Below are 13258 nucleotides of genomic sequence, written 5' to 3' on the forward strand. Positions count from 1 at the left end.
CTAGTGGGCTAAGTAAAAACCGAGCAACAAAGAGTTTATCGCCCCTAGGCAGAACCCGAAGGGCAGCGCATGTTTGGCATTTATGCTGCGTTATCGCCTATTTATGGGGAGTAACCACACTTCATAGGCTCCGCCTTGCCTAAAAACCAAACATACTGCTGCAAATTCAACCATCAAAGATCAACACGCCCTAATTAAGTATTAAAAAAAGACCCATTCCTGCAAGGGTGGTGTAATAAATATTATGTGTTTTGTAAGCCACAATAACGGCCACAATAGCCGCGCTTAAATATGGGTTTTGCCAATTAAGGTTAATACCCTCTTCATTTAAAAATACAATAGGGACCCAAATAGCAGTCAGTACGGCTGGGGCACTAAAGCTTAAAAATTGCTGCATCTTGGGGCCCACCTTAAATGGTAAGGCGCGGTGCAAAAATAAGTAACGCGTAAAAAAAGTAATACACGCCATAAGTAATATTGTGATCATCATTAGTGCGCGTCCTTCTTTGTGGTTATTCTTGATGTGAAGTAGCCTGCGCACATAGCAAGTAAAGCCGAGCATACTAACCACAGCTCAAACCCTGTGCTTTTTAATAGAGTTGCGCTTGTACCCGCGACTATAACTGTGACTAAGGTGGCTAAGTTTTTAACCCCCGGAATAACTAACGCTATAAACGTAGCTGCAATTGCAAAGTCTAGCCCTAGATTGGTTAAGTCAGGCAGCATAGAGCCCGCCACAATACCAATGAGTGTCCACAAGTTCCAAGCTATATAAAAGCTAAACCCGGCACTAAGTGCGTATATTAATCTTATTTTTGTTCTATATGCTTTGCAATGATGCGAAAAAGCAAATAGCTCATCGGTTAATACAAAGCTGACCGGTAAGCGCCAGCGCATGGGTTTATCAATGACTTTATGACGAACAGCGAGGCCATACAAAAAATGACGAGAGCTGATAATAAACGTAGTAAATAAAATAGTGAGCAGCGGGGTATTACCCGCCATAAGCTCTATAGCGACTAATTGCGCAGAGCCTGCAAAAACTAAAAGTGACATAGCTTGGGTTTCTAAAGCGCTAAAGCCATTTTGAATAGCTAAAGAACCACACAAAATACCCCACGGAATAACCGCCAAACAAAGCGGCAGCATATCTAAAAAGCCCTTTAAAATAGCTTTTTTAGTTCCTTGCATGGTTTTTACTCATATGACTTGTAGAATGACTCATAAGGATACCTTAATATGATGATGTTAAAGTAGATAACATATTAAATAGTACTGTTTTATTTAGGGTGGGCGCAATGTCAAAAGTACAGGTTTGGGATAGCTTTATTAGAAGCTTTCATTGGTTATTAGTAATTAGTATTGCTGCGTTATATTTTAGTGCCGAAGAGGGCATGATCGAGCTGCATTTTGTAATGGGCTTTTTTACGCTTGCACTTATTGTTACGCGCTTTATTTGGGGAGTGTTTGGCAGTAAAACAGCTAAAATTAGTGCGCTAATACATTCACCAAAGTCGGTAATTAGCGCATTTAAAACACCTACAGATGCACCAGGGCACTCCGCGCAGGGCAGTTATATGGTCATTTTGTTTTTTATACTTATTAGTACTCAGCTTTTAACAGGGCTAATGAGCAGTGATGGCATTTTAACAGACGGTCCATTAGTTGAGTATGTATCGAGCGATACCGTAGATTTTGCTAATTGGCTACACCACCTTAATTTTGACATTTTATTATATGCTATCGGTTTGCATGTGCTGGCTCTTATTGTGTATAAATTTAAAGGCAAGCCACTTGTAAAAGCAATGATTACAGGCACAAAAGAGCTTAGTAATGAAAATGTACAAGCAAAGCTTACTAAATCATCTTGGCCTGCGTGGGTGATCTTTTTAGGACTATTAGCGGTGCTAGCATTTAGCTGGGCCAAAGAGCCGTTAAATTATTTATTTAGCTAATAAATACACTAAAACCAATCTTTAAGGGTTGGCTTTTCCCATCGGTTACATTCTTTTGTTTGATTGTTGTGCGGTTGCTAATTATAATCGCCGAATTGTTGGCAAACTAACCTAAAGGTTAGGACGCAAAGTTTCCGGTCTAAGGTTTTACTTGTTAAAACTACGATAGCGGGGCTGCTGCACTGTGTATTATCGTGCATCTCTTGCCCTCAATGTATTTATTGTGTATCCATATACCATGGATAAAATTTTGTGACTCTAAGGTGTTGCTGTGTTTATGCATATGTCGCTGGCCTGCGGAACATGGTCAGCAATAGGTTGCTTAAATCATCATACCCAATTATTTATTGGTGATGTGGTGAGTGTAACTTTTTATGACATGCAAGGAGTGCTCGTTGATTTATCGTTTGATTATAAAATTACCTCTCTTGAAGAAGGTGAACCCCATGCTTGGCCACGTTTAGTCGCCGAGTATATAAACGTGCATGTGCCTTTAGTAAGTGCAGGACGAATGACCGAACAAGGGTTGGTTGTGGCGTATCGGCATAATAAAATATTTGCTTTAGAAACAAGTGGTATTTGCAAAGCTGAAGTTAATTTTCATTGTATTGCTAAGTGCCATGAAAGCCCTGAAAAGTGCAGCCAGCAATACGATTATATATACCCAGAAAATATTAATAACTACAGCGCTGGTACAAAGGTACTACAACCTAAAACAGGGCATGTTTATCAATGCAAGCCATGGCCATTTAATGAGTTTTGCCGTGCAAGCGATGATGAAAAACCTATGTTTGAACCTGGTGTAGGCAAAAGCTGGGCTATGGCTTGGCAAAAAGTACCTAGTTAAGTAAGTGTATTAAAGAGACTATCTTCCCAAAGGTATAACGGTTTTAGTGATGAAGCGTGTACCGTTTTAGCTCACCTAAGTATTGGGTGGGCTTTTTTATTTTTATGATAAACTGACCACATTGTTATTTTTTATATTGGTTATTTTGTGCCTCGTCCTGATTATTCTTTAAGTTTATTGCCTGATTTCCCTGTTGCTAAAAAGCAAGCTTATACATTAACTACTCACAATAAAGCGCGAGTCGATAATTATTATTGGATGCGTGATGATGAGCGTCAAAACGAAGATGTATTAGCGCACCTAAAAGCAGAAAACACTTATTGCGGTGCACAACTGGCGCCAATGAAGCCACTGCAAGAGGCTATTTTTGAAGAGCTAAAAGGGCGCATTGTAAAAGATGACAATACGGTGCCTGTAAAAGATGGTACTTACTGGTATCACTCAGAAGTACGTGGCGATGATGAATACTCTCGCCATTACCGAAGTACTAGCATGAGCACAGACAATAAAAGTCTACTATTAGACGTAAATGAGCTTGCTACGGGTTATGAGTTTTTTGAATTAGGTGAAGTTGCCCTTAGCCCATGCGAGCAGCTGATGGCGTATTCTGAAGATACTGAAGGGCGTCGTATTTACACCGTACGTTTTAAGAGTCTTTTAACAGATGAAATGCTTGATGACGTACTTGAAAATACCGAAGGGCAAATTGTTTGGGCAAATGATAATAAAACTGTTTTTTATGTAAAAAAAGACCTGCAAACGCTATTAGGTTTTCAGGTGTTTAGACACGAACTGGGTACCAAGCAAAGTCAAGATGTGATGGTTTACGAAGAGCTCGACAGTAGCTTTTTTATAGGTCTTGGCAAAAGCCGCGATGAAAGCTTAATTATTATTGATTTAGCGAGTACAGAAACAAACGATACATGGGTACTTGATGCAGATAACCCAAAAGGTGAGTTTAAAGCATTAATGCCCCGCGAAGAGGGTCACGAGTTTGATGTAGACAAACTTGGCGATACTTTTTACATAGTGACTAACTGGCAAGCTCAAAACTTTAGATTAATGACTGCGACTAGCCAAACTATTGAAGATAAAGCGCTTTGGCAAGAACATACTGCGCATCGCGAAAATGTATTGTTAGAGGGCGTTGAATTATTTAACGACTTTTTAGTACTGAGCGAGCGAGAGCAGGGGCAGGCGCGTTTCGTAGTTGTGAATAAGCATAATGAGCGTATGACATTAGAGTTTGATGACCCTTGTTATTATGCCGCAGTAGCGATGAACCCAGAGCCTGAGTCTAAAAGCGCGCGTATTTATTATTCGAGCCTAACAACGCCAGGTTCTTTATATGATGTTGATTTAACAACTGGCGCTAAAACATTACTCAAACAGCAAAAAGTGCTAGGTAGCTTTAACGCCGATGACTATGAATCTGAACGATTAATGGTAACAGCACGCGACGGTATTAAAGTACCTGTATCAATAGTGTATAAAAAAGACAGCTTTAAAAAAGATGGAACAAATCCTTTGTTTCAATACGGCTATGGCGCGTATGGTTATACAATTGATCCAAGTTTTTCGAGTACATCACTAAGCTTGCTCGATCGTGGGTTTGTATACGTAATTACCCATGTTAGAGGCTCTGAAATGTTGGGGCGCCAATGGTATGAGCAAGGTAAAAAAGAGCACAAGCAAAATAGCTTCAATGACTTTATTGATGTAACTAAGGCATTAGTAGCGCAAGGTTATGGCGATAAAAATAAAATATTTGCATCGGGCGGTAGTGCTGGTGGCTTATTAATGGGAGCCGTTGTAAACCAAGCTCCAGAGCTATACTGCGGTATTGGTTGTCATGTTCCATTTTTAGATGTGCTTACCACAATGCTTGATGAGAGTATTCCACTTACCACCAACGAGTATGACGAGTGGGGTAACCCTAACGATCCTGCATTTTATAATGTAATTGAAGATTACTCACCGTACGATAATATTAGCGAGCAAAACTATCCGCATATGCTAATAACGACAGGCCTTCATGACTCACAAGTACAGTATTGGGAGCCAATGAAATGGGTAGCAAAAATGCGCGAGCTAAAAACTGATAGTAATATATTGGTGTTTAAAACTGACATGGATGCAGGGCATGGTGGTGCTTCAGGGCGATTTAAAAGCCTTGAAGAAAAAGCGCTTGAGATGGCCTTTTTTATTGCGCTTATAAATTAGCTGCAAAATTAAAAATTTGTATTAAGCTTTAATGAAGCACTGATATATAAAAGGTTATTTATGTTTGGAGCGCATGGAGAGTTTAATATTTGTACTCAGCTACCCACCATGTATTTAAAGCTGGTGGGAAGCTTTAATAATGAAGGAGTAACCTCATTAACTAATGGGGTTGTTCAGGAGTTAAGTACGCATCCTAAAGGGTCTATAAAGTTTGTTGTAGTTAACTTAGAAGAGTTTGAGCTACTAACAGTGGATAGCATGGATTCGTTAGAAACTTATTTTTCTAGCGTAAAAGAGCGCGGCTACCAGCGAGTTGATTATTTATATGCCAACATTATTGCTAAAAATATGTTTGAAAAGGTCTGGCATAACAGCGATGTAGAAGTAAACTTTTATAAAAATTCTGAAAGTTACCTACATCAACATCCAGATGATGAGTATATAAAAACATATTGGCTGTAATTTCACTATTATTAAGCCTCTAAACCATGGGGCTTATTATACTTTCTAAACAACCTTTATACCTTCTTGATAAATTCAAGTAAGTATCGTTTTTGAGTTTTACTTTGTAATCGCCACTATCAGTTGGCATTAGCTCTGTAATAGCGTGCCTTCTTACGAGCGTAGAGCGGTGTATGCGTATAAACCCTTCTGGCTCTAATTGTTGTTCAATGTTTTTCATAGTTTCGCGATGTAAAACTGGCGCACTCCCTTCAATAAAATGAAGCTCTACGTAATTTCCGGCACCATTAACCCAAACAATGTCTTTAATATCTATTAAGCGTACTTTACCTACATCTTTTACGACAATATGTGACGATGGTAATTTAGTATGTTCTTCATCAATATTTTGTTGGTATTTTTGCTCAGCAGCACTGGCGATTGGGCAAAGGTGAATAAGTTTTTCGAAGCACTTTTCTATTCTTGAGGTGGTTACATCGGTGGTTAAAAAGTCCACGGCTCCCACTTCAAAAGCAAAATTTGCAAAATGTCTTGACTGAGCAATAATCACTAACTTTAATTTTTTAGCAAGCTCAGTTAAATGAACTATTTGAGTCGGATCAGAGAGGTTAGTTAGCTCATAAAATAGCACATTATGTTGTAAAGTATCTATTTGATCTAAACGCTTATCAGGTATGTGAAGTTGAGAATTAAAATGCCTATGCGCTTGCACATGCTGAGTTAAAAATGTTGCAAATTTTGATGTGCTAATGTGAGTTAATGCGTGAAACGAAGCAATCATTATTGTATATCTCCTGCTGTCTATAATAATAAAGACCGTGTATTTGAGAAAATATGTGACCAAAAGTTATTTTTAATTAATAAAAATAAAACAATAAGTCTTTTACCCCACCAAACCTGCCCTTTACACCAAATAAAAAGCCGACTGAATAAACCTTATAGAGTCTTATATTTATTCCCCTTAATGTTGCAATTCTTGTAACCAACTAGTTACAAAAATAACAATTCAGGGGAATTAATATGAAAAAAATAAACAATACAGGTGCTCGGTCATTCAAAAAATCGTCACTAACCGTTGCTCTAAGTGGCGCAATACTGGCTGGCTTTTCGTTTCAAGGCTTTGCAGCGGAAGATGAAGAAATAGAAAAAATAGAGCGTGTACAAGTAACAGGCTCACGCATTCGCTCAGCAGAGGCTATGTCATCTGCACCTATTCAGGTTTTAAGCGGTGAGGCTATTGATGCCTCTGGTTCTTTAAATATTCAAGACTTACTATTGGAAAACCCTGCATTTGGTACTCCAGCTATAAGTCGAACTAACTCTAACTTTAATACTGCAAGCGCAGGGGTTGCAACGGTCGATTTACGTAACTTAGGCTCTAACCGTACACTTGTTTTGGTTAACGGTCGTCGTTATGTATCAGGTGTTCCTGGTAGCTCTGCGGTAGATTTAAACACCATCCCGAGTCAATTTATTGAACGTGTTGAAATTATGACGGGTGGTGCATCATCGGTTTACGGTTCTGATGCGGTGGCAGGTGTGGTTAACTTTGTACTTAAAGATGATTTTGAAGGGATAGAGTTCGAAGGGCAGTATGGCGAGTCGAGTGAAGGCGATGATGAATCTCGTCAATTCTCTTTTACCTCAGGCTTAACAAGTAGTGACGGCAAAGGCCAAGCTATGTTTCATTTAGGCTATTCTGATCAGGGAGCTGTGTTTTCACGTGACCGTGAGCGCTCTGCTGTAGACCAATTTTCAGGTATCTATTTTGAAGATGACCCAGTAGCAAATCCTGGTTCTATATTTGATGCAGTAAGCCCGTTTTTATCTTCATTCCCTCCTCAGGGTCGTTTTAGCGCTGGTGATGATACATTCACTTACGATGCTAATAATAACCTACAAGACAGCTTTAGCACCAATGGCGGTGATGGAGTAGACGCAAATGGCTTCAACCGTAGTGGTGTACGAACAATTGCAATACCTACCGAGCGCTACTTATTTGCATCAAATGGTAGCTATGAGTTAAACGACAAACATAGTTTTTTCTATGAAGGTACTTACGCGGCAACAACAACAGTGTCTGAGTTAGAGCCATTCCCATTCGCTTCTGATGATATTTATGCAAATGGTCAAGTACCTATTGAATTTAATGTAAACGGTGAAATACTGCGTAACGCCTTTGTACCAGATGATATTTATAACGCAGCAACTGACACCGATGGTGATGGTTTACGTGATATCTTTTTTGCAAAACGTTTGAGTGATATTGGTAACCGTGGCGCGCGAGCTGAGCGTGATACTTTTCGTTTAGCGCTTGGTTTCCAGGGGGAAATAGCGGACGGATGGTTTTACGATACTTACTACGTATACGGTAAAACAAAAGAGCAACAAGTTTCTGGTGGTCTAGTTAATGTACAAAGCTTCCGTCAAGGCTTAGAAGCCGTTATTGATAGCCAAGATTTAGATGGTGATGGTATTACTAATGAGGCTATTTGTATTGATGCAACAGCACGTGGATTTAATTGTGCGCCAGTAGATATTTATGGCTTTAATTCGTTATCACAAGGTGCGATTGATTTTGTAAGTGCGCCTAGCTCGCTTGCAACATCGGTCGAGCAAGAAATCATTGGTGGTAATATTTCTGGTGATTTATTTGAATTACCAGCTGGTGTAGTCGGTATTGCTGCTGGTTTTGAATACCGTGAAGAATTTTCTCGCAGCGAATTTGATGCGCTACAGCAAGCAGGTTTAAATGCGGGTAATGCGATTCCAGCAACTGAGGGTTCATTTGATGTAACTGAGTACTATGTTGAGGCAAATATTCCAGTACTTGATTCTGTAACGATGAATGCAGCCGTGCGTTTATCTGACTACTCAACCGTAGGTAACACAGAAAGTTGGAACGTAGGTGTTGATTGGAAAGTAATGGATAGTTTACGTGTACGAGCTACGCGAGCTCGTTCTACACGTGCCCCAAATATTGATGAGCTATTTTCTCCACCTTCGCAAACTTTCCCTAGTGGTTTAAATGATCCATGTTTAGGTGTTACCAATAGTGGCGGCGGTGCTTTAGGTGACGCCTGTCGTACAGATGTTGGCGTTGCAGCTAACATAGCAACAAATGGTGAATTTGCACTTAATCAATCCGACTTACAAGGCATTAGTGGCTTTAACCGTGGTAATCAAGACTTAAAAGAAGAAGTGGGTGACTCTGTTACTGTTGGTGTGGTATTTACACCAGAAGAGTTAATTTCAGGCCTTGATATAACACTTGATTACTTTGATATTGAAATTACAGATGCAATTGTATCAACACCTCGTCAATTTATACTTGATCAATGTTACGGTGGTGGCGATACAAGCTTTTGTGATTTTATAACTCGTCGTAGTGGTCCTTCAGGTAACAATAGCGCTGGTTCACTTGAGTTTATCGACAGCGGTGTATCTAATAGTGGTGGTTTAGGAACTGAAGGTGTTGATTTAACATTAACATACGCTACAGACATTGGTCCTGGCGCGTTTAGAACCCGCCTTGCATATACCTACTTAATAGATGGTTACAGCATTCCACTTCCGGGGGCAGACAAAGATGAATTTGCAGGTGAAATTGGTGCATCAGAGCACAAAGCTAACTGGAACTTTGGTTATAAACTTAATGATTTTGATTTTAACTGGAGCCTAACTTACATTGGTGCTGCTGACTTTGATGATCAATTTTTAAGTGGTTTTGGTATAGCTCCAGGTGGTATAGGAATAGGCTCAGTAACGTATCATGATGTACAAGCTAGCTATCATATAAACGATTCAATGGAGTTATACGCAGGCGCTAATAACTTATTTGATAAAGAGCCGCCGCGTATTTTATCTGGCGTAAGTGGCTCAAGCACTGGTACTGAAACCGATGCAGGCACATATGACCCAATTGGCCAGTCATTTTACATAGGCTTTAGAAGCAAGTTCTAACCAATAGAGCGACTTTAATAGCATTGTTTAATTAATTACGTTCGCAAAGCCCCAGCAACTACTGGGGCTTTTTTATTGCAAAAAACAAGTAAAGCAAATGCTTATATTTTGTTTGTCCCAAAATAAAGGGTTTTTGCCCACTTAAACCAAAAACAACGCCACTGGTAACAGTGGCGTTGTTTAGTACTGGGAGGTGGCTAATATAGTAACCGAATCGCTTAGTTATTTAACGATTTATCCCTATTTGTGCCCTCATTATTGAGGGCTTTTTTTTGCTTAAATCTAATCTAAGTAAGCCTTGAGCATCCATACAAGTTTTTCTTGCTCAGAAATATAGTCACTCATTAATGACGCAGTACCTTCATCGTCAGCATCACCAGCTTGGTTTAATACATCGCGCTGCATTTTTATTAGTGTGCTGTAACCCGCTAATAGGTTTTCTACCGCTGCAGTGCCATCACTAATGTTTTTGGCTTCTTTAATTTGACTTACTTCTAGATAGTCAGAAAATGCGTGTAGTGGTGCTCCATCTAGCGTTAAAATACGCTCTGCAATCTCATCTACTTTTTCTAGTAGTAAGTTATAAATTTCTTCAAACTTAATGTGTAATTCAAAAAAATTACGGCCCTTAATATTCCAGTGAAAGCCACGTGCATTCATGTACTGAATTTGGTAGCTGCTCAATAAAGTATTGAGAGATTTTATAATGTCTTCACTTTTTTCGCTGTTTAAACCAATGGCATTTACATGTGACATAACTTGCTCCTTGAATAACGGTTTGTTTGTTAACTAGTGATAAGTATTACGGAATTTAACTATGTAGTAAAATTGTTTAAATTTATTGAGTTGATAGTTTTAATCTATCAAAATTCTATGCCGTAATTAGGTTTACTCTACTATTAGATATGGGTCTGGTTAAGTTAAATACTACCTTTTGAAAGTAAATAAATATAAAATCTGCGTAAATTATGATCTAAAACAAACTTTATTCAAGGTAGTATCTCGCGCTTTTTATTTATTGATTTAGGTCAAAAATCACTCTCTTTATTGGCGCATAATTAGGTCGTTGAAACAATTAGGAGAGACAATATGGACGCAAAAACAGTAAAACAAAATAAGGCAGAGTTAATTGTGGTCGGTATCGCAGTGGTTGCATTTTTACTGGGGGTAATAGCGCATTTAGCAGGAGCAAGTTTGGCAAACTCAGCTACGTTTGGCTATATTGCAGCCCCAATACCGCTAATTTTAGGTATCGTATTTTTAATTAGTTATAAAATAGCAGCCAATGCAGAGGACTAATCATTCTCACTTAAACATTTTAAAATATAATCGAGCACTTGGCGTGAATAAATCATACTGGTATGGCTTAAATGAAACACTTTATGTTCAGCCATACCTTTTAGTTTAGTCTCATCGAGTAATACGGTGCCATCTGATTGGCTGCCTTTAACGATTAATGGCATTAGCCCAATAGGTAAGTCGCCGGCAATACTATAAAGTTTGGCTTTAAAGGGCCAATTACCATTTTTAGTTAATAAAAATTCCACGCTATTTTTTAAAAATGATTCAAATCCTTTTTGCTTCATTTTTTGCGCAATATGACTACCTTTGTGCGGGGTACCTAAGGTAATAACTTTAGATACATAGTGGCTAGCTGCTGAACTTGCTTCTAAATAAGCGCGTGCAATTAATCCACCCATAGAGTGACATACAAGCGCGGCAGGTTCGTTAGCTATACATTCATCAATTTGAGCAAAAATAGTATCGCGATTTGGGTCAAGCGTATTGTAGGTAATATTGAGTACAGTCATCCCTGATTCTTCAAGGCGCGAGCAAAGAGGGCGCATAACAAAACCAGACATATACAAACCATGCAAAACAATAACGTGTTTAACTTTCATAGGCCCTCTAATTTATTGTTATTACATTAACTGCTGCGGCTTAATTTCAATATTAGTTGTATCGGTGCTTACCCATACTTCACCATCTTGTACGGTAATAGTGAGTTTTATATTTCGATCAACTAAATCGGCTAATGCTTGAGTAGCTGCATAATCGAGGCTAAAAATACTTAAGTTTTTAAATTCATATAACTTAGGCTGATGCTTTTGCCACCAAATTGTTTGATTATTTTCGCCGTAAGTATAAAGCACCACTTTTTTAGATTTATTGCAGGCTTTTTTAAGGCGTTTTTCATCAGGTAGCCCCAACTCAATCCATAGCTCTATTTCTTCACTGTAGTTTACATGCCAAAGCTCTGGTTCATCATCAGCACTTAATCCCTTAGTAAATTCTAAACCATCGCAACTATTTAGCGCAAAAGCGAGTAAGCGAATCATCAAGCGTTGATCCGTTTCTGATGGGTGCTGCGCTAATGTTAAATTAAAATCTTGGTACACGTAACGATCCATATCGCTTAGCGATAACTGCGCTTTAATAATGGTAGATTTAAGAGCCATAATGTCTAATCTGAAAAAATTTGCGCCAGTATAGCGCAATTAAATGAATTGCCAGTTAAAATAGCGTCAAATTATACGTTAGGAGTTAAAAATGGCTATCCAGTGGTTCCCTGGGCACATGAATAAAGCCCGAAATGAAATTAAAGAAATAATGCCACAAATGGATGTGATCATTGAAGTGCTAGATGCACGCATTCCTTATAGTAGCGAAAATCCAATGGTGACAACTTTGCGCGAAGGCAAACCGGTCATCAAAATATTAAATAAGGCTGATTTAGCCGATCCAAAAATGACCCAAGCGTGGAAAGATTACTTTGAGCAAGAAAGTGGCGTCAAAGCCATTGCTTTTGGGCATGATAAGGCCGCTGAAGTACACCGTATTAACGAGCTTTGTAAAAAATTAGTGCCACATAAAGTAGGTGCCGATAAGCAAATTAAAGCCATGATAATGGGTATTCCAAACGTCGGTAAATCTACATTAATAAATGTATTAGCTGGGCGTATAGTGGCAAAAACAGGTAATGAGCCTGCAGTTACTAAAGCGCAGCAACGCATTAAGCTTGAAGATGGCATTATGCTTTACGACACACCAGGAATGCTTTGGCCTAAAGTAGAGAACGAAAACTCAGGTTATCGTTTAGGTGCAACTGGTGCAATACGTGACACCGCACTGGAATACGAAGAAGTAGCAAGTTACACCGCTGAGTATTTACTACGTGCATACCCAGAGCTTTTAAAAGCTCGCTATAAAATTGCCGAACTGCCAGAAAGTGACTGGGAATTTGTAGAAATGGCCGGTAAAAAGCGCGGCTGTATCCGAGGTGGTAATCAAATAGACACGTATAAAATGTCTGAAATACTAATAAACGAACTTCGTGACGGCATTATTGGTCGCATCACCATGGAAACCCCTGCCATGCGTGAAGAGGAAGAAATTATGGTCGCAGGATTGCGCGCTGCTGCAGAAGCTAAAAAGGCAGCCAAAGAAGAAGAGAAAAAACAGCGCCGTGCACGCGCCAGAAAAAACCGCCGTTAATGGATTAATTTATGTGAGTATGCGACTCGCTAAATTACAGACATAAAAAAAGCCCGAAAGGGCTTTTTTAGTTTCATATCTACCGTCACCGATATGAGCAATGTAGCAAGTAAAATAGTAGGGCGGTTACTTATCATCAACATCAAGGGGCGTTGCGGTTCATAACAAGTAACCATAGCTGTTTACGTGCGCCACACGTTGTTTCAGGGTCGAGAAACAAATCAGTTCATTCCTTAACAAGGGGTATGCATTCCGTCTTGTTGATATTGATTATCAGTTAGATCTAATAAACTGTCAACACCTAAATGCAAAT

The 13258-nt window shown here is 39.1% G+C and carries 13 protein-coding genes and 1 riboswitch; of the genes, 7 read left to right on the forward strand and 6 right to left on the reverse strand.

Features of this window, described 5'->3' with window-relative positions; all coding sequences use genetic code 11:
* Positions 1-190: 190 nt before the first annotated feature.
* Together CWC11_RS16955 and CWC11_RS16960 are read right to left on the reverse strand one after the other, a co-directional pair.
* Positions 191-490, reverse strand: a complete 300-nt coding sequence (locus tag CWC11_RS16955; RefSeq protein ID WP_058548804.1) for an AzlD domain-containing protein — start codon at positions 488-490, stop codon at positions 191-193.
* Complete coding sequence (locus tag CWC11_RS16960; RefSeq protein WP_138683624.1) at positions 490-1191, reverse strand: AzlC family ABC transporter permease; 702 nt, start codon at positions 1189-1191, stop codon at positions 490-492. Before CWC11_RS16960 ends, CWC11_RS16955 begins: the two co-directional genes overlap by 1 nt.
* A 107-nt stretch (positions 1192-1298) precedes the next feature.
* Here CWC11_RS16960 and CWC11_RS16965 point away from each other — a divergent pair, with 107 nt between their 5' ends.
* The 4 genes from CWC11_RS16965 to CWC11_RS16980 all read left to right on the forward strand — a co-directional run bounded on the left by CWC11_RS16965 (position 1299) and on the right by CWC11_RS16980 (position 5487).
* Positions 1299-1955 (forward strand): cytochrome b/b6 domain-containing protein, encoded by a 657-nt coding sequence (locus tag CWC11_RS16965; RefSeq protein ID WP_138683625.1) that lies wholly within the window; start codon positions 1299-1301, stop codon positions 1953-1955.
* Between the two features lie 90 nt (positions 1956-2045).
* Positions 2046-2137, forward strand: a riboswitch (cyclic di-GMP riboswitch).
* 95 nt (positions 2138-2232) lie between these two features.
* Positions 2233-2802: a chitin-binding protein gene (locus CWC11_RS16970; protein ID WP_138683626.1), complete on the forward strand. Its 570-nt coding sequence runs from the start codon at positions 2233-2235 to the stop codon at positions 2800-2802.
* 147 nt (positions 2803-2949) lie between these two features.
* Entirely contained in the window at positions 2950-5025 is a 2076-nt protein-coding gene (locus CWC11_RS16975; RefSeq protein ID WP_138683627.1) for a S9 family peptidase, read from the forward strand.
* 60 nt (positions 5026-5085) lie between these two features.
* The gene (locus tag CWC11_RS16980; protein ID WP_138683628.1) at positions 5086-5487 is read left to right on the forward strand and encodes a Rossmann-fold NAD(P)-binding domain-containing protein; all 402 of its coding nucleotides are present in this window, start codon (positions 5086-5088) and stop codon (positions 5485-5487) included.
* Positions 5488-5506: 19 nt separating this feature from the next.
* On the opposite strand, the gene CWC11_RS16985 is transcribed toward CWC11_RS16980, so the two are convergent.
* Entirely contained in the window at positions 5507-6268 is a 762-nt protein-coding gene (locus CWC11_RS16985; protein WP_138683629.1) for a response regulator transcription factor, read from the reverse strand.
* 239 nt (positions 6269-6507) lie between these two features.
* On the opposite strand from CWC11_RS16985, the gene CWC11_RS16990 reads away from it, so the two are divergent.
* Entirely contained in the window at positions 6508-9450 is a 2943-nt protein-coding gene (locus CWC11_RS16990; RefSeq protein WP_138683630.1) for a TonB-dependent receptor domain-containing protein, read from the forward strand.
* Positions 9451-9732: 282 nt separating this feature from the next.
* Here the strand turns inward: CWC11_RS16990 and CWC11_RS16995 are convergent, their stop codons facing one another.
* Positions 9733-10206, reverse strand: coding sequence for a Dps family protein (locus CWC11_RS16995; protein ID WP_138683631.1), 474 nt, complete (start codon positions 10204-10206; stop codon positions 9733-9735).
* A 333-nt stretch (positions 10207-10539) separates the two neighbouring features.
* On the opposite strand from CWC11_RS16995, the gene CWC11_RS17000 reads away from it, so the two are divergent.
* Positions 10540-10749, forward strand: coding sequence for a hypothetical protein (locus tag CWC11_RS17000; protein ID WP_138683632.1), 210 nt, complete (start codon positions 10540-10542; stop codon positions 10747-10749).
* Here CWC11_RS17000 and CWC11_RS17005 read toward each other — a convergent pair.
* Both CWC11_RS17005 and CWC11_RS17010 read right to left on the reverse strand, forming a co-directional pair.
* Positions 10746-11351, reverse strand: coding sequence for a PGAP1-like alpha/beta domain-containing protein (locus CWC11_RS17005; RefSeq protein ID WP_138683633.1), 606 nt, complete (start codon positions 11349-11351; stop codon positions 10746-10748). The two genes, CWC11_RS17000 and CWC11_RS17005, sit on opposite strands and share 4 nt — an antisense overlap.
* A 21-nt stretch (positions 11352-11372) precedes the next feature.
* Positions 11373-11909 carry a YaeQ family protein gene (locus CWC11_RS17010; RefSeq protein WP_138683634.1) on the reverse strand — a complete coding sequence of 179 codons (537 nt, stop codon included), beginning with the start codon at positions 11907-11909 and terminating at the stop codon, positions 11373-11375.
* A gap of 91 nt (positions 11910-12000) precedes the next feature.
* Here CWC11_RS17010 and ylqF point away from each other — a divergent pair, with 91 nt between their 5' ends.
* On the forward strand, positions 12001-12945 hold the full coding sequence (gene ylqF / locus CWC11_RS17015; RefSeq protein WP_058548793.1) for a ribosome biogenesis GTPase YlqF: 945 nt from the start codon (positions 12001-12003) through the stop codon (positions 12943-12945).
* The last annotated feature ends 313 nt before the right edge of the window (positions 12946-13258 follow it).

It is taken from the genome of Pseudoalteromonas sp. S3178 (genome assembly GCF_005886985.1).
Classification (GTDB): Bacteria; Pseudomonadota; Gammaproteobacteria; order Enterobacterales; family Alteromonadaceae; genus Pseudoalteromonas; species Pseudoalteromonas carrageenovora.